Source organism: Streptomyces sp. 2131.1 (assembly GCF_900105515.1).
Taxonomy (GTDB): Bacteria; Actinomycetota; Actinomycetes; order Streptomycetales; family Streptomycetaceae; genus Streptomyces; species Streptomyces drozdowiczii.
The window spans coordinates 1-22,628 of the sequence record NZ_FNSY01000002.1; the positions used below are offsets into that span (position 1 = coordinate 1).

The 22,628-nt window shown below is 70.7% G+C and carries 25 protein-coding genes and 4 pseudogenes; 9 read left to right on the plus strand and 20 right to left on the minus strand.

Annotated features, from left to right (window positions below; translation table 11 throughout):
• Positions 1-1,689: 1,689 nt before the first annotated feature.
• Together BLW14_RS32415 and BLW14_RS32420 are read right to left on the minus strand one after the other, a co-directional pair.
• A complete protein-coding gene (locus BLW14_RS32415; protein ID WP_256333047.1) occupies positions 1,690-2,406 on the minus strand; it encodes an LmeA family phospholipid-binding protein in 717 nt (238 codons plus the stop codon).
• A 300-nt stretch (positions 2,407-2,706) separates the two neighbouring features.
• A complete protein-coding gene (locus tag BLW14_RS32420; protein WP_093710934.1) occupies positions 2,707-3,654 on the minus strand; it encodes an NAD-dependent epimerase/dehydratase family protein in 948 nt (315 codons plus the stop codon).
• 133 nt (positions 3,655-3,787) lie between these two features.
• Between BLW14_RS32420 and BLW14_RS32425 the strand changes: the two genes are divergently transcribed.
• Both BLW14_RS32425 and BLW14_RS32430 read left to right on the plus strand, forming a co-directional pair.
• Entirely contained in the window at positions 3,788-4,507 is a 720-nt protein-coding gene (locus BLW14_RS32425) for a TetR/AcrR family transcriptional regulator (RefSeq protein ID WP_093710935.1), read from the plus strand.
• Between the two features lie 98 nt (positions 4,508-4,605).
• A pseudogene (locus BLW14_RS32430) lies at positions 4,606-4,821 on the plus strand (dihydrofolate reductase family protein); the annotation flags it as partial.
• On the opposite strand, the pseudogene BLW14_RS35550 reads toward BLW14_RS32430, so the two are convergent.
• Both BLW14_RS35550 and BLW14_RS32440 read right to left on the minus strand, forming a co-directional pair.
• A pseudogene (locus BLW14_RS35550) lies at positions 4,796-5,029 on the minus strand (FAD-dependent monooxygenase); the annotation flags it as partial. The pseudogenes BLW14_RS32430 and BLW14_RS35550 overlap by 26 nt on opposite strands.
• 75 nt (positions 5,030-5,104) lie before the next feature.
• Positions 5,105-5,302, minus strand: a pseudogene (locus BLW14_RS32440) (alpha/beta fold hydrolase); the annotation flags it as partial.
• Here BLW14_RS32440 and BLW14_RS35555 point away from each other — a divergent pair.
• A pseudogene (locus BLW14_RS35555) lies at positions 5,300-5,422 on the plus strand (transcriptional regulator); the annotation flags it as partial. The pseudogenes BLW14_RS32440 and BLW14_RS35555 overlap by 3 nt on opposite strands.
• A 71-nt stretch (positions 5,423-5,493) precedes the next feature.
• On the opposite strand, the gene BLW14_RS32450 reads toward BLW14_RS35555, so the two are convergent.
• The 4 genes from BLW14_RS32450 to BLW14_RS32465 all read right to left on the minus strand — a co-directional run bounded on the left by BLW14_RS32450 (position 5,494) and on the right by BLW14_RS32465 (position 8,150).
• A complete protein-coding gene (locus BLW14_RS32450) occupies positions 5,494-6,006 on the minus strand; it encodes a tetratricopeptide repeat protein (RefSeq protein WP_218137712.1) in 513 nt (170 codons plus the stop codon).
• Positions 6,007-6,422: 416 nt separating this feature from the next.
• Positions 6,423-6,764, minus strand: a complete 342-nt coding sequence (locus BLW14_RS32455) for a hypothetical protein (protein WP_093710937.1) — start codon at positions 6,762-6,764, stop codon at positions 6,423-6,425.
• Between the two features lie 258 nt (positions 6,765-7,022).
• Entirely contained in the window at positions 7,023-7,193 is a 171-nt protein-coding gene (locus tag BLW14_RS34725) for a hypothetical protein (protein WP_093710938.1), read from the minus strand.
• Between the two features lie 12 nt (positions 7,194-7,205).
• Entirely contained in the window at positions 7,206-8,150 is a 945-nt protein-coding gene (locus BLW14_RS32465) for a LysR family transcriptional regulator (RefSeq protein ID WP_093710939.1), read from the minus strand.
• A gap of 98 nt (positions 8,151-8,248) precedes the next feature.
• On the opposite strand from BLW14_RS32465, the gene BLW14_RS32470 reads away from it, so the two are divergent.
• Together BLW14_RS32470 and BLW14_RS32475 are read left to right on the plus strand one after the other, a co-directional pair.
• The gene (locus BLW14_RS32470; RefSeq protein ID WP_093710940.1) at positions 8,249-8,614 is read left to right on the plus strand and encodes a YybH family protein; all 366 of its coding nucleotides are present in this window, start codon (positions 8,249-8,251) and stop codon (positions 8,612-8,614) included.
• A 52-nt stretch (positions 8,615-8,666) separates the two neighbouring features.
• Positions 8,667-9,071 (plus strand): hypothetical protein, encoded by a 405-nt coding sequence (locus BLW14_RS32475; RefSeq protein WP_177154256.1) that lies wholly within the window; start codon positions 8,667-8,669, stop codon positions 9,069-9,071.
• Between the two features lie 9 nt (positions 9,072-9,080).
• Here BLW14_RS32475 and BLW14_RS32480 read toward each other — a convergent pair whose 3' ends face one another.
• From BLW14_RS32480 to BLW14_RS32495, 4 genes are all read right to left on the minus strand, one after another.
• Complete coding sequence (locus BLW14_RS32480) at positions 9,081-9,770, minus strand: IclR family transcriptional regulator (protein WP_093710942.1); 690 nt, start codon at positions 9,768-9,770, stop codon at positions 9,081-9,083.
• Positions 9,767-10,999, minus strand: a complete 1,233-nt coding sequence (gene fahA / locus BLW14_RS32485; protein ID WP_093710943.1) for a fumarylacetoacetase — start codon at positions 10,997-10,999, stop codon at positions 9,767-9,769. The genes BLW14_RS32480 and fahA overlap by 4 nt, the downstream gene beginning before the upstream one ends.
• Before the next feature lie 62 nt (positions 11,000-11,061).
• Complete coding sequence (locus tag BLW14_RS32490; protein WP_093710944.1) at positions 11,062-11,907, minus strand: hypothetical protein; 846 nt, start codon at positions 11,905-11,907, stop codon at positions 11,062-11,064.
• A 169-nt stretch (positions 11,908-12,076) separates the two neighbouring features.
• Positions 12,077-12,631: a hypothetical protein gene (locus BLW14_RS32495; RefSeq protein ID WP_256333048.1), complete on the minus strand. Its 555-nt coding sequence runs from the start codon at positions 12,629-12,631 to the stop codon at positions 12,077-12,079.
• A gap of 462 nt (positions 12,632-13,093) precedes the next feature.
• On the opposite strand from BLW14_RS32495, the gene BLW14_RS32500 reads away from it, so the two are divergent.
• Positions 13,094-13,738: a DUF6518 family protein gene (locus BLW14_RS32500; protein ID WP_256333049.1), complete on the plus strand. Its 645-nt coding sequence runs from the start codon at positions 13,094-13,096 to the stop codon at positions 13,736-13,738.
• Between the two features lie 107 nt (positions 13,739-13,845).
• Here the strand turns inward: BLW14_RS32500 and BLW14_RS32505 are convergent, their stop codons facing one another.
• Together BLW14_RS32505 and BLW14_RS32510 are read right to left on the minus strand one after the other, a co-directional pair.
• Positions 13,846-14,409 (minus strand): DUF308 domain-containing protein, encoded by a 564-nt coding sequence (locus tag BLW14_RS32505; protein ID WP_093710946.1) that lies wholly within the window; start codon positions 14,407-14,409, stop codon positions 13,846-13,848.
• Between the two features lie 39 nt (positions 14,410-14,448).
• The gene (locus BLW14_RS32510) at positions 14,449-16,056 is read right to left on the minus strand and encodes a tannase/feruloyl esterase family alpha/beta hydrolase (RefSeq protein WP_093710947.1); all 1,608 of its coding nucleotides are present in this window, start codon (positions 16,054-16,056) and stop codon (positions 14,449-14,451) included.
• A 471-nt stretch (positions 16,057-16,527) separates the two neighbouring features.
• On the opposite strand from BLW14_RS32510, the gene BLW14_RS32515 reads away from it, so the two are divergent.
• Complete coding sequence (locus BLW14_RS32515; RefSeq protein WP_093710948.1) at positions 16,528-17,094, plus strand: CGNR zinc finger domain-containing protein; 567 nt, start codon at positions 16,528-16,530, stop codon at positions 17,092-17,094.
• Positions 17,095-17,671: 577 nt separating this feature from the next.
• On the opposite strand, the gene BLW14_RS34730 is transcribed toward BLW14_RS32515, so the two are convergent.
• Positions 17,672-17,869 carry a hypothetical protein gene (locus BLW14_RS34730; RefSeq protein WP_177154255.1) on the minus strand — a complete coding sequence of 66 codons (198 nt, stop codon included), beginning with the start codon at positions 17,867-17,869 and terminating at the stop codon, positions 17,672-17,674.
• A gap of 99 nt (positions 17,870-17,968) precedes the next feature.
• Positions 17,969-18,394, minus strand: coding sequence for an Ohr family peroxiredoxin (locus BLW14_RS32525; protein WP_093710949.1), 426 nt, complete (start codon positions 18,392-18,394; stop codon positions 17,969-17,971).
• A gap of 440 nt (positions 18,395-18,834) precedes the next feature.
• Here BLW14_RS32525 and BLW14_RS32530 point away from each other — a divergent pair, with 440 nt between their 5' ends.
• Entirely contained in the window at positions 18,835-20,262 is a 1,428-nt protein-coding gene (locus BLW14_RS32530) for a glycosyltransferase family 39 protein (protein WP_256333050.1), read from the plus strand.
• A gap of 29 nt (positions 20,263-20,291) precedes the next feature.
• Entirely contained in the window at positions 20,292-20,948 is a 657-nt protein-coding gene (locus tag BLW14_RS32535) for a maleylpyruvate isomerase N-terminal domain-containing protein (protein ID WP_093710951.1), read from the plus strand.
• 7 nt (positions 20,949-20,955) lie between these two features.
• Here the strand turns inward: BLW14_RS32535 and BLW14_RS32540 are convergent, their stop codons facing one another.
• The 4 genes from BLW14_RS32540 to BLW14_RS32550 all read right to left on the minus strand — a co-directional run bounded on the left by BLW14_RS32540 (position 20,956) and on the right by BLW14_RS32550 (position 22,365).
• Positions 20,956-21,336, minus strand: coding sequence for a hypothetical protein (locus BLW14_RS32540; protein WP_093710952.1), 381 nt, complete (start codon positions 21,334-21,336; stop codon positions 20,956-20,958).
• Positions 21,337-21,580: 244 nt separating this feature from the next.
• Positions 21,581-21,871 carry a nuclear transport factor 2 family protein gene (locus tag BLW14_RS35565; RefSeq protein WP_256333051.1) on the minus strand — a complete coding sequence of 97 codons (291 nt, stop codon included), beginning with the start codon at positions 21,869-21,871 and terminating at the stop codon, positions 21,581-21,583.
• Positions 21,853-22,068 carry a nuclear transport factor 2 family protein gene (locus BLW14_RS35570; RefSeq protein ID WP_256333052.1) on the minus strand — a complete coding sequence of 72 codons (216 nt, stop codon included), beginning with the start codon at positions 22,066-22,068 and terminating at the stop codon, positions 21,853-21,855. The genes BLW14_RS35565 and BLW14_RS35570 overlap by 19 nt, the downstream gene beginning before the upstream one ends.
• Before the next feature lie 105 nt (positions 22,069-22,173).
• Positions 22,174-22,365 carry a hypothetical protein gene (locus BLW14_RS32550; protein WP_093710953.1) on the minus strand — a complete coding sequence of 64 codons (192 nt, stop codon included), beginning with the start codon at positions 22,363-22,365 and terminating at the stop codon, positions 22,174-22,176.
• Positions 22,366-22,628 lie beyond the last annotated feature (263 nt).

Below are 22,628 nucleotides of genomic sequence, written 5' to 3' on the forward strand. Positions count from 1 at the left end.
TGACAGGCCGCCACTTCGTGGCTACCCGTCAGAGGTTCCGCTCCGCTCCACCTCGGCCCGTCCGCTTCGCTCCCGGACCAAACCCGCTCCGCAGACCGAGCTCACCGCCGGGCTGGCCCGATCCACTCCAGTGGACTGTAGGAATCAGAACGCTGACGCACAGCCACCTCCCTCACCAAAGGGCCACATTCCCTCTACCCGCCCAACCACCCACTCCTTCCGCCCGCTCACTCGCAGCCACCGTGCGAGTTGCCTGAGCGTGAAGGCCAGGACCGCGTGTGCAAGTGCCGACTGACTTCAGAACGGCTTCATGTGCTTCATTAGTAAGACGAGATTAGCTATGGAATCACAGCACCCCAGCACTCATCGCCCCGGAAGTGGAATCCTCACACCGCCCGTCGGGAATGATCGACTGACAGAAGACCCGCAGCACACACACGACAGCCATCCTTCAGCAGAAGAACAACACGGCGCATCAACCGCAACAGCCTTGTCCCCAGTCTCGAAGGCCACCTACCCCTCACGAACCAGACACTCGGCGCAGGTCAAGTAAGCAAGACCTGCGAGACGTAGCAAGTCACCGAGTCACTCGATTCGCCTCACCGGCGGACTCTACTCAGACATAAGAGCGTTCCACATCGAAGTGAGCTCTGACCTGCGGCGATGTGAAGCTGTTTGTTCTAGATACCTGGAACAAACAGCTTCCGAGTGTTCCAGGTATCTAGAACAAAGCGCGCTCAGAGTGCGGACTCGCCTGGAGCCTCAGAGACGGCCTCTACCAACTGCACCCGCTTATCACCGGCGCGAAGGTGTCCTCCCACGTGATGCCGATCCCCAAGATCCGAGCTGCCGAACCAGACCGCTTCACCCAACAGCGACGGGCAAAATGCGCCGCCAGACAGCCAACCTCGCCACCGCACACCCGCTGTCACCCGGTAGCACAAGCTGAACCGAACCGTTCCAGGACAGCAGAACAACTCGCGATAAGGCACCCCAGAGGGTCCACATCGCTGGGGTTGTCTACCCCCTGAGTAGTCACATCACAGGTCAAAGGTCAGCCAAGCCGACGTTCGAGCCGCCCTCTCGTGGCAACACCGCTGGGCCTACACGGTGTTGATCCACCTCTTGGGCCGGCAGGAGCCAGGCGGGCGCTGCGCTGCCTGGTCACCCACGGAACCATTGCCGCCGAGATCGGCATCACCCGGTCCAAGGTCACCCGTGCCCTCCAGCACCTCGGCTTTGCTCGGATGGTAGGGAAGGAAGGCAACGGCGCCTACCGGCTCAGCCCGCTGATCGCCGGGTTCCGTACCCCGGCAGAGCGGCAACGCCGCCTGGAGCCGCCCATCGACCTCGCCAACCGTCGGCGAACCCGACCTCCTGCCTTCAGCGAAGTGGCGTCGCGCCAGCCGATGCGACGCCACTTCGCGCGTGCGGGAGCACGGCGTACAGCCAGAGCAAGGCCCTGGGGCACCAGATCGCCGTACAGGGCCAGGCGGACGAGTTCGGCGAGCAGCGCGGCATGAGCGAGAACGGGCAGCGGCAGGGGACTCGTGACTTCCTCGCGGGTGGCGGGGTCGCGGTAGTGCCTGAGCTCATTCTCGAACGATCAGCAAGTCGGATTCCCAGAGGGCGCTCCGTGTCTTCGGGTGCCCGGCAGCTGGTCGTGCCACGTCATCAGCGTGTGGCTCGTTACCTCGTGTACGTCGAGGAGCCGAGCACGACCTGGTGGCCGGTGATCTCGAAGTCCACCCCCGACGGCGTGGAACGGGCAGCGGTGAAACCGGCGTTCTGAGGCAGGGACACACGCCATACGTAGGAGTGTCCACCGATGCCCGGCACCGCGACGCTGATCTCGTCGCCCTGCGCCAGCAGACTTCCGCCGGTGTCGACCTTACGGCCGTCCCAGGTGCCGCTGACCTGAACCCGCGCTTCCTGCCCGTGCGACCCGGCCGCCGGACCGACGGTGAGTGCCCCGCCCTTGCCCATAAGCCGCGTGATCACACCGGACAGCGCCTCGTAGGAGAAGGACACTTCGCCGGTGACCAGGTTTGCCTGCGCCGTGCGGGAGGACAGCGAGGTGACCGTCACGTCGTGCAGGTCCAGGGCGAGCTTCCGCACGTCGAGGTAGTCGCCCTGCGCGTTCGACGTCGTGTTGAGCGAGAAGTTACCCGCACTGATGGTGACATGGTCGAGCTCGCGGCCCGTCGCCTGGGTCAGGAACGGGAAGCCGTGGATCGACACATGGGTGTAACCGTCCGTCGAGCCTGAGCCGTATCCGTACTTCTGCTGCGCGAGCTGAGCCGCCTCCCCCTCCGCGACATGCACCGCGACCCGGTCCGCCACCGTGAACAGCACAGCCAGCACGACGACCACGATCGCGAGCACTCTGACCCAACGCTGTCTCATTCTCCTGCCCCCTCCCACTGCCGCGCCCCCCTGGCAGCGACCACACCGCCGAACAGACACACGGCGACGGGGCATAGTAACCGGGGTTACGGACCTGAGAGCTCAACAGAAGTCAAAGGGCCGTGCGGAGACGACCACGACACGCGCTACTGAAGGTTTCTGGTGGCTGTGAGCGCGTGAGCGTCGATGCGGTTCAGCCACATGTCCTGGTCATCTCGTCGCTTCCGCGGCGGCGGCGACGGTCGGCTGCGGCCGGCCAGGCTGTGGACGAAGATCGCGTCCCTTTGGCGTCGATCTCGTTCACCGGCCGGTGAGCAGTTCTCCGTACCAGGCGAGTGTGGTGTCGACCGTGGCCTGCATCGGGTTCGGGACGAGGCTGTACGCCTTCTCGATGGCCGTGGAGTCGACGATCTGCGCCTCCGTGTGCTGGTAGAACATCTCGGCGTACTCCGCCATGAACACCTCGTCGAACGGCCCGAACGGGCGCGGCTCGGGTATGGCGGTGAGGTTCAGGGGGCGGCCGATGCGCTGCGCGATCAGGTCCATGATCTGGCGGGTGGTGAGTGCGGGTGCCGTGGGCAGGTGCCAGACGCGGCCGTCGCCGTCCGGGTTCTCGCCGAGCGTCGCGAGGCCCGCCGCCACGTCACCGATGTAGGTGTAGCTGTGCGGCAGATCGATGTCGCCGAGTACCGGGACCTCTTCCCCGGTCAGCGCGGCCGGGAACACCGCGCCGCCGAGCGTGGAGTTGAGGACTCCGGGGCCGACGAAGTCGGCCGACCGGCCCAGCACGACGCGCAGCCGGCCCTCGTCGTGGGCGGCGAGGTAGCGGGCGTCGAGATCCGCGCGCATGCGGCCCTTGCGGGAGGTCGCGTTCCAGGGGGTGTCCTCGGTCATCACCGCGCCGTGCGTCTCACCGTATGGGTAGAGCGTGTCGAGGACGACAAGGCGCGCGCCGGCTGTCTCAGCCGCCGCGAGGACGGACCGCTGGATGCGCGGCATCACCTCGACCTGGAGGTGATAGGCGACGTTCAGGCAGTGGTAGGCGACCGCCGCTCCGTCGAGTGCGGCCCGCGCGCCTTCCGCGGTAGACGCGTCGGCGGCGAACCGCTGGACCCCGTCCGGGGCGCCGCCGTCGCCGCTCCGGTCCACCAGTCGGACCTGGTGACCACGGCCGGCCAGCTCCGTCGCGAGCGCGGTGCCGGCGGGACCGGCGCCGAGGACTACGTGGAGATCACGTGCTGTGGTCATGAGGACTCCCGAGGTAGGCAAAGGTGACTGTACATCGCTTTAGTTATTGACTGTAACTGTTGCGATGGAGCGTCGCAACAGTTCTTGTTAGACTCAGTAACTGCAGTGATCGTGCCTAGCGAGAGGGCCGGGAATGGCGGAGACGCAGCAGGGGCCGCGGGCCAGGTACCGGGAGCAGACCCGGGCGGAGATCAAGGAAGTGGCGCTGCGCCAGCTCGCCGAGGGTGGTGTGGGGGCGCTCGCGCTCACACGGATCGCCAAGGCACTGGGGCTGTCGGGCCCCGCCCTCTACCGCTACTTCGCCAACCGCGACGACCTGCTGAGCGCCCTGATCAGGGACGCGTACGACGACGCCGCGACGGCGATCGGCGAGGCGGCGGCCACGGCGCGCGACCGGAGCCCGCGCGAGCGGTTGCGCGTGCTGGCCGGGGCCTACCGGGCCTGGGCGGTCTCCGCGCCGCACCGTTATCTGCTGATCCAGGGGTCTCCGGTACCGGGGTATGTGGCCCCGGACGACACCCTGGAGCGCGCGCGTGCCGTGCTCGGGCCGCTTCTGCCGGTCTTCGCGGGCGGTTCCCCGGGGGCCGACGTGGCCTCGATGGTGGACCGGATGGCGGCGTGGCTGGAGACGGACGCCGGCGTGGGGTCCTGGGTGGCGGAGTACGTGCCCGACGCCGCGGGGGACGTCAGGGCCTCGGCCGTTGCGCTGGCCGGTGCGGTGCTGGCGTGGGCGCAGTTGCACGGGGCGGTGGGCCTGGAGGTGGCCGGGCAGTTCGCCGGCATGGGCCATGACGGGGAGACCCTGCTCGCGGCCCAGAACGGCATGCTGGCGGACGCCTTCGGCCTGGAGTAGGCGACCGGGTCCGGGAGTTCAGGCCCGTCGGCCGTTGGGGGCTCCGTGTGCCGGGCGGGCGGTCGGGTGATCGATGAGTTCCGGGGCGGGCGGGGGTCATCACCGTCGACGGCCCGAACCTCGCGGCCCAGGCGATCAAGGCCGGGCTGGTGGACGAGTACCACCTGTTCATCACCACGAGCGTGGTCGGCGGCGGCAAGCGGTTCTTCCCCGACGGCGTACGACTCGATCTCGACCTGGTCGAGAAGCGCGCGTTCGACAGCGGACTGATCTACGCGCGCTACCGGGCGCGAGGTTCGCGCCCTCGCCGGTGAAGGGCGACATCAGGTGGGCGGCGTCGCCGACGAGCGTCACGCCGGGGACTCTGTCCCATGCGAGTCCGACGGGGAGGGCGTGGACGGGCCGGAGCAACGGTTCCGCGTCGCTCTCCGTCACGAAGGCGGTGAGCAGCGGCGACCATCCGTCGAACTCGTCGGCGATCCGGCGGAGGCCCGCGGACGGGTCGCTGAAGTCGATCGACCTCTGCATCGGTGTACGAATGATGCCCTGCGGATGCCCGCGGGACTTCGCTTTTCGCGACCAGCCGCGCCTGGCGGTTCAGCCCGTGAGGGTGCTGAGCCAGCTGGTGAGCAGGCGGTTGGTCTCCTCGGGGCATTCCTGCTGGATCCAGTGGCCGCAGCCCTCCAGGAGATGGGAAGCGGTCAGGCCGGGGAGCATGGTGGGGAAGGCGTCGATGGCGTCGGACATCCAGGTGGTGGAGGCGTCCAGGGTGCCGCCGATGAACAGGGACGGCTGTATGTCCTTTACGGGCGGCTGTGGCTCGCGCTCGGCGACCAGGACCTCGTACTGAGCGCCGGGGACGTTGCCGAGTTCGACACCCGCGATGCGCATGGGGTCGCGTACGCCGGCCCCGGCAGTGCCGGCGTACGGGTCACCGAGCATCGCCGCGCAGAGCCGGGCCCGGACAGGCTCGGCGCCGCCGGTCCTCACTCGGGACGGCCGTCGGCGAGCCACTGGGCGAGGCCGCGCAGCCCGGCCGCCCAGCGTCCGAGGTCGGTGGCCTCGGCGTGGACGGTGACTACGGTGAGCAACTCGGCCACCGCCTCGTCCGACCTCTGGGCGTCGTTGAGGGTCAGGGCGCGGAAGACGCGTACGGAATCGGAGTCGGGGAACTCCCTGCGGGCACGGTCGAGCACCGCCAGCGACTCGTCCAGCTCGCCCAGCCATCTGAGGGTGCTGGCGTACTGGCACAGGCACCGGCGCAGGACGTCACCGTCGAGGCCGAGGGCGAGCGCGCGCTCGTAGTGGCCACGGGCGGTCTCCTCCTGGCCGGCGGTGTCGTAGGCGCCGCCCACCTCGTACACGAGGACCGGGTGGTCCGGGTGTTCGGCGAGCAGCGCCTCGAAGTAGGCGATCGTCGGGGCCATGTCCGCCCGGTCGCGCCGGTCGTAGCCACGCTGGAGCGCCTCGGCCAGTTCGGGCGTCACGTCGGTCGTCACTGCCGCTCCCCCACGCATACGAGTCCGGGGACCGATTCTAGGGGAGTCTCTCCTCTCGCGGCGCGCGGAGATCGCCCCGGGCGGGAGCGAGCTCTCCTCCGGCGGTCCTGCCATGCCGACGCGGGTGCGGTCCGTGTCGGCATGGCCGTCAACCGCCTTGCGAGGAAGGGTGGTTGCGACCGCGGTCGGTCGTATTCTTCGGCGCTCAGCACCCAACTTCGGGCTGCTCTCGCCGCCCCCGCGTCACTGGCTCACGGGACCTCGTCCTTCACGAAGTGGGCGGCGGAATCGGTCAGATCCGAGGGGGCGGCCATTGCCGTACCCAGAACGAATGCCGTGGTGAACAGAACGGTTGCAATGAGCTTCGTCAAAGTCTCTGTATTCCTCATATCGGACGGGAAGGCTGACCGTTTGGTCTAGGCGCGGCGAATCGTTCCTGCCTGCCTTTTCATCACGCGAACGATCGTTTCTGCGTGTGGTGGTCCATCGAAGATCGGGGCGACCGGGCCGCAGGGCCCTTTCTCCTCGATCGCCTTCACCGGCTCGGCCGACGGGTACTCGTCGGTCCAGAGCGGTCGCAGCCCGAGCGGGTACCGAATCTCCTCGAACTTGTCCGGGTGCGCAGTGTGCCCGTGTTCAGTGCCGGCGCTCGGCACCGGGGCGGGCCATGCCTCCCGTTCGATGTCCTCGAGGCGTCGGCGGAAGTCGACGTGCAACTGGTCCATCGTGTCGAAGAAGCTCTCCAGCAGAGAGCACATTCCATACCTCCTGTGGCCACGCCGGCCGTCGGCTCCCACGGCAGATGGGGCTGGGCTGTTCAGGGACGGCGGTGCGTTGTTCGCTCGTGATCGTTTACGTGATCGTTTACGGGATTCCAGACTCCCCAACGAATCCCACCGCTGAAAGGAACGTGCCAATCGAGTGACCCCGTCCGGAGTTGACACCGCGTGACCGGTTTGCTCCGACCACGAGCCTTCCGGGTTCTGTGACGGCCTCTCACAGAACCCGGAAGGAGGTCACCGCCTGCGGGGCGCCCAGCCGCTGCCCACGCCCGCCACGTGGAGGGCCAGAGCCGTGAGCCCCAGCAGCATCACGTTCGTCGAGGAAAAGACATCATTGGTACTGATATCCGCCGCGTTGATCAGGAACGAAACGAAGAACAGCACTGCCGCGACTATGCCGAGCATGAGAAACCCCTCTCATCGAAAGTGCATCCCCTGTACCCCCTCACCTGATACATAGACGGCCTCCTGACCCCGCATCGCCGGAAAGTCCGCGAAGGCTCGTCGGCTGTGCGCGAGGAGTTCGCGTACGGCGGGGTTGTGCGGGCTCTTCCAGATCAGGGCGAGCAGTGCCGGTGTGTCGACGTCGTCGATGGTGCGGGCGGTGAGACGGTCGCGGTGGACCGCGGCCATCGATTCGCTGAGGACGGCCACGCCGAGGCCGCGGGCGGCGAGGTCCGCGATGGCCTCCGCGGCGCCGGCCTGCATCGCGATCGAGGGGTGGAGGTGCTGTGCGGCGCAGGCCCGGTCGAACACGGCCCGCAGGCCGGTGCCGGGCGGCATGCACACGATGGGGTGGGCGGCCAGGTCGCTCAGGGTGATCCGTCGCTGTTCCGCCAGGGGGTGCCCGGGCGGGATCGCCGCGACGAGCCGTTCACTGATGATCGTCAGCGCGTGGAGTCCGTCGGGGGCTGTCGCGGTTCCGATGAGTGCCAGGTCGACGGCGCCGGTTCGTACGCCTTCGGTGAGCCGGTCGGAGCTGTCCTCCAGCAGGGAGATCTCCACGCCGGGGTGGGCCTCGTGGAATGCGGCGAGGGCCTCGAAGAGCGGAGTGAGGGTGCAGCCGACGACCATTCCTACGGTGAGCCGGCCCCGTATCAGGTCGGTCACCTCGTCCACCGACCGGCCGACCGCTCCGACCGCGTCGAGCGCGGCGCGGGCGTGTTCGAGCGCGGCCTTCCCCGCGACGGTGAGCGTGACGGTCCGGGACGACCGGTCGAACAGCTCGGCGCCGAGTTCTCGTTCCAGTTGGCGGATCTGGGCGCTGACGCCGGACTGGCTGATGTGCACCCGCTCGGCGGCGCGGGTGAAGTTCCGCTCTTCGGCGACCGCGACGAAGTACTCCAATTGCCTCAGTTCCATGGCTCCCGATTCTAGTTTGCAGAAGAATCATATGTTGGACTTCTGATGAGTGGGCGATCACGCTGGGAAGTGCCGGAACCCCACGTGAGGAGGAACCCATGCCGGAGTACGAGAAGGCCATGCGGCCCGAGGACATCACCCGCTTGTTCGTCGAGCGGTCCAATGCCGGTGACGCGGCCGGGGTCGCCGCGCTGTACGAGGAGGACGCGGTGCTGGCCTACCCGCCCGGCGAGCGGACGGTCGGGCGCGACGCGATCCGTGCGCTGTGGGAGAAGGTGCTGGCCAACGGGCCGCACTTCGAGCCGGAGCAGCCGTTGCCGACGCTGATCAGCGGCGACATCGCCCTCACCTCGACCCCGCCCAGGGACGGGGCCGGTGCGCGGGCGCAGGTCGTCAGGCGCCAGCCGGACGGGAGCTGGCTGCGGCTGCTGGACCAGCCGGAGTTCGTCCCGCCCGGCAGCTGACGTCCCGTGGTCGGTGCGGAGGCCGGGTTTCGCGTCCCCGTACGCTCGTTCCATGCCCCGAAGCCCGAGGAAGTCCCGGCGGCTGGTCGCCGGCGGGCGCGTGTACATGTGGACGCTGCGTCACAGTCACGGTGTGACGGACAGCGGCCGGTCGTGCCGCGAGACGCTCACGCTGTCCCCGCAGCCCTCGGGTGCGGGTGGGCCGCTGCGGATCGTCTTCGGCGAGGGCCCCGGCCGGTACGTGCCGGGCGGGGCTCCCCTCGGGTCCGGGGACGTGGGGTACGTCGGGGGCGCGTCCCTCAACCTGCATGAGCCCGGGGCCGTCCGGGCCCTGCTCGACGCGGCGCTGGGCCGCGGGTGGCAGCCGGAGGGGCGGGGCCCGGTGGAGGTGGACGGCTGGTCGCTGCTGGAGGCGGCCGCCGCGGCGCGGGCCGGGGGTGTGGATCCGGAAGGGTGATTCCCGTCCTCAGTGGTGGTCGTTCGGGGTGCCTATGGCGGCGGCGGCCTCCCGTACGTGCGGGACGGCCCGTTCGGCGAGGTCCGGGTCCGAGGTGACCACGTTGATCGCGGCTCGGACCGGCCAGCCGGGCAGGGGGGCGGCGACGCCGTGCGCCCCCACGTTGACCTCGCTGTGGGTGATGACGTAGCCGGCCTCGCGGATCGCCTGTACGCGGTCGGGTTCCGCGGCGCGCGGGGGGCCCGAGGCGAGGGTGGCGAGGCCGCCCGAACCGTGGTCGAGGGGGTCGCGGCTGCCCTTGCGGTACCAGAACAGGGGGCCGTCGGTGGGCGGTTCGGCGACCACCGTGGTGACGGCGGTGGTGCCGATGGCCTCGACCAGGCTGGCGGTGGCGTCCAGTCGGCGGGCGAGGCGGTGGAGAACCGGTTCGGCGACGGTGCGCAGGCTGGGGCCCGTATCGCCGAGGAGCCCGGGGACGGCCGGGCCCACCGCGTAACGCCCCTCGTCGTCGCGCGCCGCGAAGCCGGTGCGGTGGAGGGAGACCAGCAGGCGGTGCGCGACGGAGCGGTGGAGGCCCGTCGCGGCCGCCACCTGGCTGGTGTTCAGTCCGCCCGGGCGGCGGCTCAGTTCGACGAGGACGGCGAGGCCGCGCTCCAGGGTCTGTGAGCCGCCGCTCTCGGGGTCGTTCGGCGGGGTCATGGTGCCTCTTCGGGGATCGGCCGGATCGTGGGGAGGATCCTGCCACGGACCTCGCCCAGGCCGATGCGGCCCCGGGCTCCCGGCGCGGAGTAGCGCAGGACCACCTCGTCGCCGTCCTCCAGGAACGTGCGCTCCTCGCCGCCCGCCGTCCAGGTCTCCCTGCCGCCCCACGAGAGTTCCAGGAACGAGCCGCGCTGGTGTTTGTCCGGTCCGGAGATGGTGCCGGAGGCGTAGAAGTCCCCGACGCGCAGCGAGGCGCCGTTGACGGTGAGGTGGGCGAGCATCTGCGCGGGCGACCAGTACATGGACGCGTACGGGGGGCGGGCGACGACGGTGCCGTTGACCTCGACCTCCACGTCGATGTCGTAGCCCGACGGGCCCTCCTCCCGCAGGTAGGGCAGGACGGCGGGTTCCTGGCCCGGCAGATCGGTGCGGGCGTGTTCGAGGGCGGCGAGCGGGGTGACCCAGGCGCTGACGGTGGTGGCGAAGGACTTGCCGAGGTTGGGGCCCAGGGGGACGTACTCCCAGGCCTGGATGTCGCGCGAGGACCAGTCGTTGACGCCGGTGACGCCGAAGACGGTGTCGGTGAACTCGGCGGTCGTGACGCGCTGCCCGAGCGGGATCGTGCGGCCGACGACGAAGCCGAGTTCGGCCTCGATGTCCAGGCGCAGGGACGGGCCGAAGGTGGGTGCCGGGTCCGTGGGGGCCTTGCGCTGGCCCGCGGGGCGGTGGACCGGTGTGCCGGAGACGACGATGGAGCCGGCGCGGCCGTGGTACGCGACCGGCAGGTGGCGCCAGTTGGGCATCAGGGCGTCGCCGTCGGGGCGGAAGATGCGGCCGACATTGGTGGCGTGGTCCACGGAGGCGTAGTAGTCGACGTAGTCGCCGACCTCGAACGGCAGGTGCAGCGTGACGTCGGCCAGCGGGACCAGGCGTACGCGGTCGCGGTGCGCGGTGTCGGTGAGCAGCTCGGTGGCCCAGGCGCGGACCTCGGCCCAGGTCGCCGGGCCGGCGGCCATGAGGGGGTTGAGCGCGGGGGCGTCGAGCAGCGGTGTCCAGTCGGGGCGCAGGGCGGCGGCCGCGGCGCCCAGGTCGAGGGCGTGGTCGCCGATCCGGACGCCGATGCGCGGGGTGGTGCCGGCGGTGGAGAACACGGCGTACGGGAGGTTGTCGACGTCGTACGCGCTGCCGGCCGCGGCCTCTGCCCAGGTAGTGGGGTGGGTACTCATGTGCGGGGTCCTTCGGAGTCGGTGACGGGCGGTCAGGGGTGGCTCGAGGAGGCCGAGGGCGGTCAGGGCATGGCGTCGAGGAGGCCGAGGGCGGTCAGGTCCTCCAGCGGTTCGAGCACGCTGCAGGACCCGTACGAGGTGAAGGCCGCCCGTGCCGTCGCGGTGTCGGCGGCCGGGAGCGCGGTGACGGCGCGGGCCAGGGTCTCCGGGTCGCGCTCGGCGAGGGCGGCGCGGACGGCGGGGAGGGGTTCTCCGGAGCAGGCGCGGGCGGTCGCGAGGAGCACGTTGAGGTAGCCGTGGTGCTCGAAGCCCGTGGTGGGGGCGGTGTGGCGGACCGCGTGGTGGAGCCCCGCCGTGCACTTGAAGGCGGCTCCGGACGCGACGGTGTCGTGGATCCACGCCGCCGCCTCGTCCTCGGTCGGGAACGCCGCCGCCTCGGTGCCTCCGGTACGGAACTTCAGCCGGAAGCCGTGGCGTACTGCGGCGGCGAGGGCGTCGGCCCACGCGGATGTGCCGGGGCGCGGGGCCTCGATGTACACCGCGCCGGGCAGGCTCTGCGCGGCGAGGTCGTCGAGCTGGTCGCGGAGGGGCTGCGCGGGGTCGGGCCTGACCTCCAGGGCGGCCGGTACGAGGCGGTCGGTGGCGGCGAGGGCGGCCAGGACGGCCGGGATCGCGGCGGGGGCGGTCACCACGCTTACCCGCAGGCCGTCGGGGAAGAGCTCCGGTCCGGCGAGTTCCGCCAGTTCGGGGAGCCGGTCCGCGCCGATGACGAAGGGGCCGACGAGGGCGGCGTGTGCGGAGGCGAGGTGCCCGGCGTGTTCGGTCACGGCGCGCGGCAGCGGGGCGAGCCCGGGCGGGAAGACGGCGGCGTCGTCGACGAGGTGGCGGAAGGCGGGAGGGAGAGGCACAACCGGCACCCTAGCGGAGGTGCTTCGGCATGCGAATGCCCAGTGTTCTTTTATCGAATACCCCGATGCCCCCGGTCGCCGTTTCCGGGCTCCGCTCCGTGGGAACGTGCCGGGGCCGCGTGACCGCCCCCGCCACCGACGCGGTGACGGGGGGCGGGAGGGGCAGGTTTCAGCAGGGGCGGATGTGGAAGACCGGGGTCCAGGACGCGGTGCCGCTGCCCTTGGCCACGTGGGACCAGCGTTCGCTGCCGTCGCTGTTGTAGAAGCGGGCGCGGGTGCCGGAGGTCTGGTTGTTGTTGAAGGTGCCGTCGCCGATGCCGTTGAAGTCGTAGTAGCCGCAGCGGTAGTAGTCGTAGTTGACGCCGCGCCCGTCGGTGATGCACAGGTGCCCGTTGCCGCAGGCCAGGGCGGTGGCCGGGGAGGTCAGGCGGCGGGTTTCGGTCTGGCCGGGGGCGGGAAGCGTGACGGTTCCGCCGGGTACGGCGAGTGTGTTGGCCGAGGTCTGGCGGGCCTCGGGGTCCCGGGCGAGAGCCGCGTCGACCTGCCGCTGGAGCTGCCCGGCCTGCTGGTCGGTGAGGCCGGCGGACCTGGCCTGCTGGGCGTAGGTCTGCTGCGCGGTCGGGGCGGCGGGGGCCATGGCGTGGGCGGACAGGGAGGGACCCGCGATCAGGGCCGCGGCGGCGGCGAGCAGTCCTGCGGATCGGCGGAACGTGACACGCTTCAAGGTCTTCTCCTGGTGTTGGTCGTGCGCCTCTTTGAGGAGCACGGCGACTCTTTCCAACTCGCCGCCGCTTCAAAGGACATGGCACCCGGATTCACTGTTTGGTGGTGCAGATGCCTTTTTTCGTACGCGCACGGATCCACCGAGCAGCTGTGCCGTTCACCGGCGCCGGCGGAGGTGAACGGGCCCCGCGCCCCGGGGGCATGGTTGCGGGATGGGGACGCGGGTTCGCCGAACAGCCGCCTGGAGCCGGGCCGGAATCACGGGCACGTCGGCAGGATGCACGAGAGCCTCGCTCATACGGGCCGCACGAACTACCACCCGCACGCGCCGCGCGGGTGCTGGAAGCCTGACGCTTCACTGAGCCCGGGGTGCTGGGCGAGGGGGGCAGGTGAGCACGTATACATCGCGTGTATACATATCGCGTATAGTGCGCGGACCGGTGCCCCCGAAGGAAGGCGAGACATGACATACGCAGCGCCCCGACACGAGCCTGCGCAGCGCAAGGAGTGGGCGCGTCCGCTACTTCCGCACCTCCTCGCGGGGGCCGGAGGGCTCCTCTTCGGGGTCCTGACCAACCTGGCTCAGGGGTGGCTTCCCGGCAGTTCCGGCCAGATCGCGAACTCGGGGGCCGTGTGGTGTGTAGCCGCCTTTACCGCGGGAGCTCTGACCCGGCGCGGGTCGGCTCGGGCGCCGGTGCTGGCCGGCCTGCTGGCCGAGACGTGCCTCGTGGTCGGTTACTACGGTTATGCGGAGTTCGGCCGCGACGGCATGGGAAGCCCGTTCTTCCCACTGGTCTGGCTGGCCCTGGGCTGCATCGCGGGACCTCTGATGGGCATGGCCGGCCACTGGTGGCGCCGGGGCCGCACTCCCCGCCGCCGGATCACGGGTCTGGCCGCCCTTCCCGGAGTCTTCGGCATGGAGGGCATCCACTACGCCTGGACCCTCCACTACACCGCTGAGGCCACCGCCTGTTTCATCCTCCTCGCCGTACTCCCCTGCCTGGGCCGCTCGTGGCGTGAACGCCTGACGACCCTGGCGGTCGCAACGGCCTTCGCAGTGGTGGCGTACGGGTTGGTGGAACTGCCACTGAACGCTCTGTCGGCGTGAACACCGCGCACCGCCGCTGCCGGGTCGGTCCGCGACGGGGCTGAGACGCGAAAGTCCCGGCCTGCGCCACGGGGCGCAGGCCGGGGGCACCTCGGGCGCGCGACCGGTCAGGCGGTGCGGGTGCGCACCCGCCGGGACTTCCGGGCCAGCAACAGGGCCTGGAGAATGAACCACCCCCCGCCGCCGGTGGCGTACACCGACAGCACGTCCAGCGAGGGGTCGGCACCCGCGGCCTGGATGTTGTAGGAGATGCCGACGACGAAGGAGAGCCCGCCCGAGATCAGGGTCGGCCACTGCTTGCCCAGCTCGGGGCCGCGCCGCCGCACCCCGACGATCACCTGGGCGGCCCCGGAGACGACGGCCCAGGCTCCGAACACATGGAGCACCGGCTGCACTCCGCCGGCCCCGGCGATGCCGAGCGCGACGGCGGCGAGCGTGCTGAGCACCCCGTTGAACGCGGTCACCCCGCGCTCGGGGCCCTCGGGTGTGGAGCGGTGGTCGATCAGTGAGGACACCGCGTCGATCAGCGGGTAGACGACGAGCAGGGTGATGGCCACCGCGTCGATGTCGTCATGGGCTCGGGCGAACGCCAGGGCCCATGCCACGGCGAGTACACCGCGGCCCAGGTACAGCCTCAGCAGGGCGGAACGTCCCTCTGTCTGCGTGCTCATGATGGTCCGGCCTTTCGGGTCGGTGGCTCGTGGGACCGGTCAGTGCCGGGACGGGACGGCGCATCGGAAGCCGGCGGCGGTGTGGCCCTTGTAGCGGGGTACCTCGGGGTAGCGGCACAGGTTGCGCTCGACCGGCTTGCCGTCGGCGTCGATCAGGGTGGCGGGCAGTGTCTTCGGGGCCTGGCCGTGCTCGACCCAGGCGGTCAGCGCGGCAAGGCCGTCGGCCGAACCGTCCTGGCCGTTGAGACCGCAGTGACTGGTGCCCGGGGCGAGGAAGACGCGGTAGAAGGTGTCGACCGCCTCGGAGCCGCCCAGTTCCCGCTCGACCTGCTCGCGGTACTCGACCGTGCCCCGGGTCGGGATGAACTGGTCGTCCTGGCCGTGCCAGGTCAGCAGCTTGCCGCCGGACCTGCGGAAGCCGGACAGGTCGGGGTCGTCCGTACCGATGAGCTCGTCGTACTCGGCCCGGGACTGGTCGAACAGCCGGGTGAACTCGCTGTAGGTGATCCTGGAAACGTCGTAGGACGGGTCCCTCTTCAGCCAGTTGGTGACCCAGAACTGCGGGACCGGGAAGGGAGCGCCCACGGCGGTGCCGTCCGGGGTGGTCGTGGTGCCGGCCAGGCCCTTGAGGTCGGCCGTGACGGGGACGCCGGACCACAGCTTCTTGCCCGTGGTGGTGCGCGGGCCGTCCCAGATCCTGCGGACGACGGACGCGTCGGCGGCGGTGATGGTCAGCTCCCTGCCGTCGCACACGACCTTGGTTCCGATCAGGCGGCGCGGGTCGAAGTCGCAGCGGGACGGGTCGTTGACCAGCCCGTCCTCGGCACCGTCGAGCCTGTCGCAGGCTTTGACGGCGGCGTTGGTGAACGCGTCCAGCTCACAGCCGGTGGGGTGGGTCTTCTCGTTGTTCATGACGACCTGCGGCCACAGGGTGGCGACCTCGAACTCGTCCCAGTTGACCGCGGGCGCGTCGGCGAGGATGCCGTCGTAGTCGTCGGGGTGGCGCTGCGCCTCCGCGTAGCCCTGGCGGCCGCCGGTGGAGCAGCCGGTGAAGTAGGAGTACGCGGCACGCTCGCCGTAGACCGAGGCGACGACCTGCTTGCCGACGACGGCCGCCTCGTGCTGGGAGCGGTAGGAGAAGTTCTTCAGCGACGTGGTGTTGACGGTGCCGTCGCTCTTCAGCGCCCAGCTCACGTCCAGGGCGTCGCCAACGCCGGCGTCCGTGGTGGTCGCCGCGTAGCCGCTCCTGACGGCGTTGCCCATGCCGACACCGTTGTCCCCGGCGAGGTAGGCGCTGCCGCCCAGTGCCTGGAAGCGGCCGTTCCAGCCCTTCTCCGGCAGCCAGTTGGAGATCGTCACGCGGTCGCCCTCGCCCGGGTGGGTGAGTGTGACGGTCACCTTGCAGAAGGCGGGGACGCCCGTGGCCTCGCCACCGAGGATGCCGGTGCCCTTGATGGTTCCGCCCCCGTCGCGGACCACCGTCACGGACTCCACCTGGGTACCGGCCGGCGCCTCGATGGGCCCTTGGGCGCAGTTGAACGTGGTGGCCGAGGCGGGCGTCCTGCCCTCGGCGGAGGCGGTCGGCGGGCAGACCGCCGCGGCCAGGGGCACACCGGCCGCGAGCGCGGTCAGAAGTCGTCGTTTCATGGGTGTCCGTCCAGGAAGTAGGGGCGTACGGGGCCGCGTATCGACACACGTGAGCGGCGGGAGGGAAAACCGGCGGGAGCTACGGGCTCACCTTGCGGCGGAGGCTGGTCAGGGTCCGTGTGCTCCTTGCCCGGAGGCGTCGCCCGGTGAGGTGTGCGGACCGTGCGACGACAGGGCGACGCATGCAGCACACCCCTTCGTCACCGTTTAAACCGGTGACGATCGTGACACGCGGCTCACCGACTGTCAACGGAATGAGGGGTGGGCCGCATCGACGGCCGGCCGGGGCCGGGGCGGCGGATTGCGGCCGGCCACGGGGAACGGCAGGGGACGCCGCCCCGGCTCCACGGGTGCCGGGCCCGGCTGCCGCACGCCGGCCGCACCCGGGGTACGGTGCCCCGACCAGGGGGAACCGTCCCGGACGGTGGCGGGTTCTTGCACCCCGATGCGGTCACCTGTCAGAATGGTGACGTGAATCTTGACCACGTCTTCGTCTGCGGGAACCCGGCGCTCGACTTCGCGGCCACCCTCCGGGCCCGGCGATCGACGCGCTTCGAGATGTTCGTGACTCCGGACCGGCTCAACGCCTGGTACCTGGAGTCCGGGCTCGTGGACACGATCACCCCCGGCAACGAGGACGACGTCCGGGCGGCGGTCACCGTACGCGAGGCCGCCTACCGGCTGATCACCGACCGCCGCCTCGGCGAGGAGTTCGACCGCGAGGCACTCGCCGTGCTCAACGGCGCCGCCCGCGAGCTTCCCGTGACGCCCCAGCTCACCCCGGCGGGCCGGCACACCGACGCGACGCCCGCCCAGGCCCTGGCCACCGTCGCCCGGCAGACGGTCGAGCTGCTCAGCGGCCCGGACGTGCCCCTGCTGAAGGAGTGCGGCAACCCCGAGTGCACGCGCGTCTACATCGACCGGTCCCGGGGTATGCGGCGGCAGTGGTGCGGCATGGAGTCCTGTGGCAACAAGTACAAGGCCGCCGCCTACCGGGCCCGCAAGAAGACCGCGGCGGCGGCTGACGCCGCGAGCTGACGACCGCCGACGGGATGACGGCACACCTGCCGAGCCCTCGGCTCCGGATCATGCGGTGTGGGCACTTCGGCTTCTCAGCGCTGGTCGGGCGGACAGCACACGGTTGTGACCAGCCACTCGGCCGCCCCTCCGGTCGCGCGTGCGGGACCAAGCCGCGTCGGACTTGGAACTGACGGACGAGATGACGACGTTGCAGCGAGAGCAGGCCCTCCTGACGGACATCCTGAACCTCGCCCAACGCTACGAGGGGGTTTGCGGACCCGTCCTGGCTGCCCGAGCTGTCGCAGAACGAGCCCGTGGTCGCGAAGGCGAAGCGCACGGGTGCGGGCACGGCCCGGCGGACAGGTGCGGCGGGAACCTCTCCGGTGGGTGGCCGGGTTGGCGCGAAGGGGAAGCCTCGCCAACCTCTGCTGGGTGACCTGTTGCTGAAGCTGCTGGGCGGCCACGATGATCCGCGCCAGGCCAAGGAACTTCGCGACGAGCTCCTGGAGAAGCATCCCGACCGCGACCCGACGCCGCAGGTGGTGCGGAACACGCTGGAGTCACTGGTGGCGCCCTGTCCCGTGCGGCCCGTCCGTCAGAGAAAGCTCGAAGTCGACGGGCCGTATCCCCCGAGCACCGCGCTCTCCGCCCAGTTCCACACCTGGACGTCGATGGGCCGGGCCGGCTCCTCTGCGTCCGTGACGGTCCGCGGAGCTCTGCGGACGGACCCGTCGGCGTTGCGGCCGGCGGCCGAGGCACCGCCCGCGCGAAGTGAATGGATCCCGAGAGTCATGTGCTGTCCTTGCTCGCCGTGGACGGCGTGAGCCGGCCGGAGGTGGATGCGGGCCCCGCATCGGGGGGTTGGAGGGATACGGGACCCGCGGTCAGGGGGTCAGGCTGCGGCAGCCCGGATGCTGACCGGGATGTTGCCGCGCGTGGCCTTGGAGTACGGGCAGATCTGGTGCGCGGCATCGGCGAGCTGCTGGGCGGTGGCCCGGTCGACAGCGCCGAGTACGGGGTTGAGGACCGCGGAGAGGGAGAACTCCCCGTCGTCACCGTGGGTGAGGGTGATCTCCGCCGTGATGGTGGTGCTGGTCAGCCGGACCTTCCGCTCGGCTGCGGCGCGGCGCAGGGCGCCGAGGAAGCAGGCCGCCCACCCGGCCGCGAGGAGCTGCTCGGGGTTGGTGGCGCCGCCCGCGCCGCCCAACTCCTTCGGGATGGCGAGGGCGGTCGTCAGCAGACCGTCGGAGGAGCTGACGCGACCGCCGTTGCGGCCCTCTCCGTCGACGTCGACAACGGCGGTGTAGGTGACTGCCATGGCGGGTGCTCCCTGAGTCCGGGGCGAGAAAGATTTGAGGACACATCCCGACCGGCATTTGCACTTCATCACCGGTTGAGAAGGTGACGTAATCATGGCAGCCGCATTCGTCACCGGTCAAGCCGGTGACGAATTGAGGGGACCGTTTTCGTTCGCCCGCCCGTCTGCCCGCGGGCGCAGGGTCGTCCCGTGTTCGGCCCAACTCGCTTGAAAGAGAACGGGATTAGGGTGTGTGCGGCCCGCAGCGGGCGGGCCGTCCGGGCCGCGTACGACGTACCCGGGATGCAGGAAACCGGGGGCGGACACACATGGCGGACGAGACGGACACAGTCGGCACGGACACAGCCGGAACAGGCACACCCCGACCGGACACCGCCGGCCCCCTCCCCCCGCCGGACCGGCGCGTCCTCGCTGTCGCCGGCGGGGTGTTCGCGGTCCTCATGGCACTGTCCACGCGCTACGGCTTCCACATCGACGAGCTGTACTTCCTCGACTCCGCCCGGCACCTCCAGGCGAGTTACGTGGACCAGCCGTTGCTGGCGCCGCTGCTGGCACGGGTCTCGCTGTCGCTGTTCGGCGTCTCCGAGGCCGGTCTGCGCCTGTGGCCCGCGCTCGCCGCCGCGGGCACGGTGATCGTGGGCGGGCTGACGGCACGTGAGTTCGGCGGCGCCCGGCGGACCCAGCTCCTCGCGGCGGTCGCGACCGCCGCCATGCCCGTGCTCCTGGGCGGCGCGCACATCGCCAACACCACGGCGTACGAGGTGCTGGCCTGGGCGGCGATCACGCTCGTGGTCGTACGGATCGGCCGTACCGGCGACACCCGCTGGTGGCTCCCCGCCGGAGCGCTCGTCGGCGTCGGCGCCGAGTTCAACCACCTCGCCGGCATCTTCGGGATCGTCCTGCTCGCCGCCGTCGTGCTCGGCCCGGCCCGCCGTACGGCGGCCGACCGGTGGCTCCTGGCCGGTGCCGCACTCGCCGTACTGATCGTCCTGCCCGACCTGTGGTGGCAGGCCCACCACGACTGGGCCATGTTCGAGATGACCCGGGCGCTGAACGCGAAGAACGGCGGCCCCGGGCAGATCCCCACCTGGATCGTCGGCCAGCTCGCCACGGCCGGGTTCGCCACGGCGGTCCTCTGGATCGGGGGCCTGCGCCTCCTGTGGCGCTCCGGCCGGCCCCTGTGGCAGTGCCTGGTCGCCGCGTACGCCGTGCTGTTCGTCCTCTTCGCGGTGACCACGGGCGCGCAGATCTACTACCTGGGCGGGCTGTACGTGTCCCTGCTGGCGGCCGGTGCCGTGGGGCTCGACGAGTGGCTGCACGCCCGCCGTGACCGCCTGCGCTCCCTCATGACCGCGACCGCGGTCTCGACCGCGCTGCTCGCCGTCATCGTCCTGCCGGTCCTGCCGCCGGCGACGGTGGCCTGGACGTACGGCGTCAGCACGAACACGGGAGAGACCCTGGGCTGGCCCCAACTCGTCGGCACCGTACACCAGGTGTGGGACGGCCTCCCCCAGGAGCAGCGCGCCGGCGCGGTGATCCTCACGGCCGACTACGGCGAGGCGGGCGCCGTCAACGAACTCGGCCGCGGCACCGGCCTGCCGCGCGCGGTGAGCGCCCACAACACCGACTGGTGGTGGGGCCCCGGCAACCCGGCCGCCACCACCGTCCTGGCCGTGTCCCCCGGCCCGGAGCACGCCCCCGGCTACGCCGCCGAGCTGCGCCGGTACTTCCGGCACGTCACCGTGGCCGCAGACCTCACCAACCCGTACGGCATGCACAACGTCGAGTGGGGTGGTCACGTCTACCTCTGCACGGGCCCCCGTCAGCCCTGGGGCGAGATGTGGCCGCGACTCCGCCACTACGGATGAGGCGTGCGTACACCCCCTAGCGTGGGCCCATGCATCCCTTTTCGCGCTCCTGGACAGCTCTGCTCGACGCCGTGGCCGCTCTTCCCGACGAGGACTTCGGCAAACCTTCCGGCTGTACGGGGTGGCTCGTCCGGGACCTGGTGTGCCACCTGGTCATCGACGCGCAGGACGTCCTGATCACCCTGGCCACCCCTGCCGACGACCCCGCCACGGCCGACGCGCCCGGCTACTGGACGCTGCTTCCCGAACCGCCGACGGGCGACGGCCCGCTGCACGCGCTGATCCCGCGCCTGGCGGCGGCGTACGGCGAACCGAGGTGGCTGAAGCACCACATCGACGACGTCGGCTCGGCGGCCGTGCGCGCCGGCGGGCTCGCCGACCCGGCCGCCCGTGTCCGTACCCAGGACATGGTCCTCACCGTCGCCGACTACCTGTCGGCGTACGTCCTCGAAGGCACCCTCCATCACCTGGACCTGGTGGCGCATCTGCCCTCGGCCCCCGAGCCGCCCGCCGACACCCTGGCCGTGGCGCGCACCGCGCTGGAGGCCGTCGCCGGCGCCGCGTTCCCCGCCTCGTTCCCGGACACCGACGCGCTGCGGATCGGCACGGGCCGCGGCACCCCGACTCCCGCGCAGACGGCGGAACTGGGCGACCTGGCGGCGAAGCTCCCGCTCATCCTCGGCTGAGGTACTCCTAGTGACGCCCGGTCAGGTACACCGACCGCAGCTTGAGCCGGTCCGTCGTGGGATTGCCGTGCGGGCGCAGGGTCCAGGAGTCGCCGGTGCAGTCGGGCTCCGAGAACACCATGACCCACTCGTCGGTGTCGTTGTGCGGAGCGAAGGCGGGCTCGGCGGAGCGGGTGTCGGCGACCTCGGGGAGCGTGACGCAGCCGGGGCTCGGGGGGTCGTGCAGGATGACCGTGCGCGGCATGCCGTCGAGCCCGGCGAAGTCGTAGGAGAAGTCCCCGACGGCGGCACTCGCGGTCCCCGACTGTGCGACGAGGAGGGCGAGAGCGCCGATGGCGACGGCCGCGGTATGACGAAGTCTCATGACACCCAGGTCGTTCTGAGGCATTGACGGCTTCCTCGACGCCGGACCCGGCAAACCGCCGGATCCGCTCGTCTCTCCCCTGAAGGCCGCTCCCGATACCGGACGTCACCCGCACGGACTCCGGCGTATCGATTCTTCGTACTCCAGCGGGTTGGCGGCCCTCGGTGAGAGCAGGCGCCCCGCGTGTGACCGGCGAGGAGTCCACCGATGCGCCGCCGGGAGGGTGCCATCGACTCGTCCAGCCCCGCGGGCTTGCCGACGACAGGCCCTAGCGGGCGTTGGCGGTCTGGTGCAGATGACGGCTCACATCGCCCACCATGCGGATCTGCACCCTCCGCTCCACGAAGCGCCACTGCCCCTCGCGGCGGGCGAAGCGGTCCCGGTACCGACCCGCGGCGACAGGCTGCAGCGGCAGGTCGGCGAGCGCCTGCAGGACGGTGACGTACGACCGCGCGACCGCCGTGCCTGCCTGCTCGTCCACCTCGACGCCGATGTTGGTGGTGACGTGCTGCGTGCGCGGTGTGCCGTCGGCATGGATGATCACGGTGTTCCGGAACATCTCCTCGATCGCGCGGCGCTTCCGCCGACCGGCTCGCCGCTGCCGTGGAACGTGGCGTCGGCCAGCAGAGCGCCGAGTCCGGCGAAATCCCCGTCGTCCACGAGTTCGGCGTACCGGGCGATCAGGTTCTCGATGATCCGGTGACTCGGCAGGGAGCCGCTGTGCGAGGGGACGGGCGTGGGCACGGTCTTCTCCATGGGACTCTTCGCGGGGCGGGATGGCACTCGCGCGCCTGACAGCGAGTCAGGACTCCGACGCTGCCTCGCCGCCGTCGCGCCGGGCGGAGAGGCCGAACGGTGCTGCTACAGCCCCAGGTCGAGGGCGACGCACGAGTAGAACTTCCACGAGTTCTCGGGGGTGTAGGTGTCTCCCGTACCACCCGGCGTGGCTTCCACCTCCGCTGCCATGTCCTCGCGGCGGATCCGCTCGGGGAGCTTACCGAAGCGCATGTGCCTCACCGCCGCGTCGGCGTCCATGGCGAGTTCCTTGTTCATGGCTCTGCCCCACTTCTTCGGTCGTGGATCGCGCCCTGTTCGTCGTCCCGGGCGACTGATGCCAGCATGCATTGCCCAGTGTCACCTGTCAAACCGGTGACGCCTGCCTTACTCGACCCACCCCATGCCTTCCCCCGCGCGACTGAAGGCGCAAGGCGTGACTTCGTCACCTGCTGGACAGGTGACGCTCTTCTGTGCGAGGGTCCACCGTGCCCCGGTCCTCCCGTACGGCGGGTGTGAACAGCGCAGCGGGCACGAGCCGG

Coding starts and splice junctions, on each gene's coding strand:
- BLW14_RS32415 (WP_256333047.1), bottom strand. CDS start 2,406: ATGAGACAGCGTTGGGTCAGAGTGCTCGCGATCGTGGTCGTCGTGCTG.
- BLW14_RS32420 (WP_093710934.1), bottom strand. CDS start 3,654: ATGACCACAGCACGTGATCTCCACGTAGTCCTCGGCGCCGGTCCCGCC.
- BLW14_RS32425 (WP_093710935.1), top strand. CDS start 3,788: ATGGCGGAGACGCAGCAGGGGCCGCGGGCCAGGTACCGGGAGCAGACC.
- BLW14_RS32455 (WP_093710937.1), bottom strand. CDS start 6,764: ATGTGCTCTCTGCTGGAGAGCTTCTTCGACACGATGGACCAGTTGCAC.
- BLW14_RS34725 (WP_093710938.1), bottom strand. CDS start 7,193: ATGCTCGGCATAGTCGCGGCAGTGCTGTTCTTCGTTTCGTTCCTGATC.
- BLW14_RS32465 (WP_093710939.1), bottom strand. CDS start 8,150: ATGGAACTGAGGCAATTGGAGTACTTCGTCGCGGTCGCCGAAGAGCGG.
- BLW14_RS32470 (WP_093710940.1), top strand. CDS start 8,249: ATGCCGGAGTACGAGAAGGCCATGCGGCCCGAGGACATCACCCGCTTG.
- BLW14_RS32475 (WP_177154256.1), top strand. CDS start 8,667: ATGCCCCGAAGCCCGAGGAAGTCCCGGCGGCTGGTCGCCGGCGGGCGC.
- BLW14_RS32480 (WP_093710942.1), bottom strand. CDS start 9,770: ATGACCCCGCCGAACGACCCCGAGAGCGGCGGCTCACAGACCCTGGAG.
- fahA (WP_093710943.1), bottom strand. CDS start 10,999: ATGAGTACCCACCCCACTACCTGGGCAGAGGCCGCGGCCGGCAGCGCG.
- BLW14_RS32500 (WP_256333049.1), top strand. CDS start 13,094: ATGACATACGCAGCGCCCCGACACGAGCCTGCGCAGCGCAAGGAGTGG.
- BLW14_RS32505 (WP_093710946.1), bottom strand. CDS start 14,409: ATGAGCACGCAGACAGAGGGACGTTCCGCCCTGCTGAGGCTGTACCTG.
- BLW14_RS32510 (WP_093710947.1), bottom strand. CDS start 16,056: ATGAAACGACGACTTCTGACCGCGCTCGCGGCCGGTGTGCCCCTGGCC.
- BLW14_RS34730 (WP_177154255.1), bottom strand. CDS start 17,869: ATGACTCTCGGGATCCATTCACTTCGCGCGGGCGGTGCCTCGGCCGCC.
- BLW14_RS32525 (WP_093710949.1), bottom strand. CDS start 18,394: ATGGCAGTCACCTACACCGCCGTTGTCGACGTCGACGGAGAGGGCCGC.
- BLW14_RS32530 (WP_256333050.1), top strand. CDS start 18,835: ATGGCACTGTCCACGCGCTACGGCTTCCACATCGACGAGCTGTACTTC.
- BLW14_RS32535 (WP_093710951.1), top strand. CDS start 20,292: ATGCATCCCTTTTCGCGCTCCTGGACAGCTCTGCTCGACGCCGTGGCC.
- BLW14_RS32540 (WP_093710952.1), bottom strand. CDS start 21,336: ATGCCTCAGAACGACCTGGGTGTCATGAGACTTCGTCATACCGCGGCC.
- BLW14_RS35565 (WP_256333051.1), bottom strand. CDS start 21,871: ATGTTCCGGAACACCGTGATCATCCATGCCGACGGCACACCGCGCACG.
- BLW14_RS35570 (WP_256333052.1), bottom strand. CDS start 22,068: ATGGAGAAGACCGTGCCCACGCCCGTCCCCTCGCACAGCGGCTCCCTG.
- BLW14_RS32550 (WP_093710953.1), bottom strand. CDS start 22,365: ATGAACAAGGAACTCGCCATGGACGCCGACGCGGCGGTGAGGCACATG.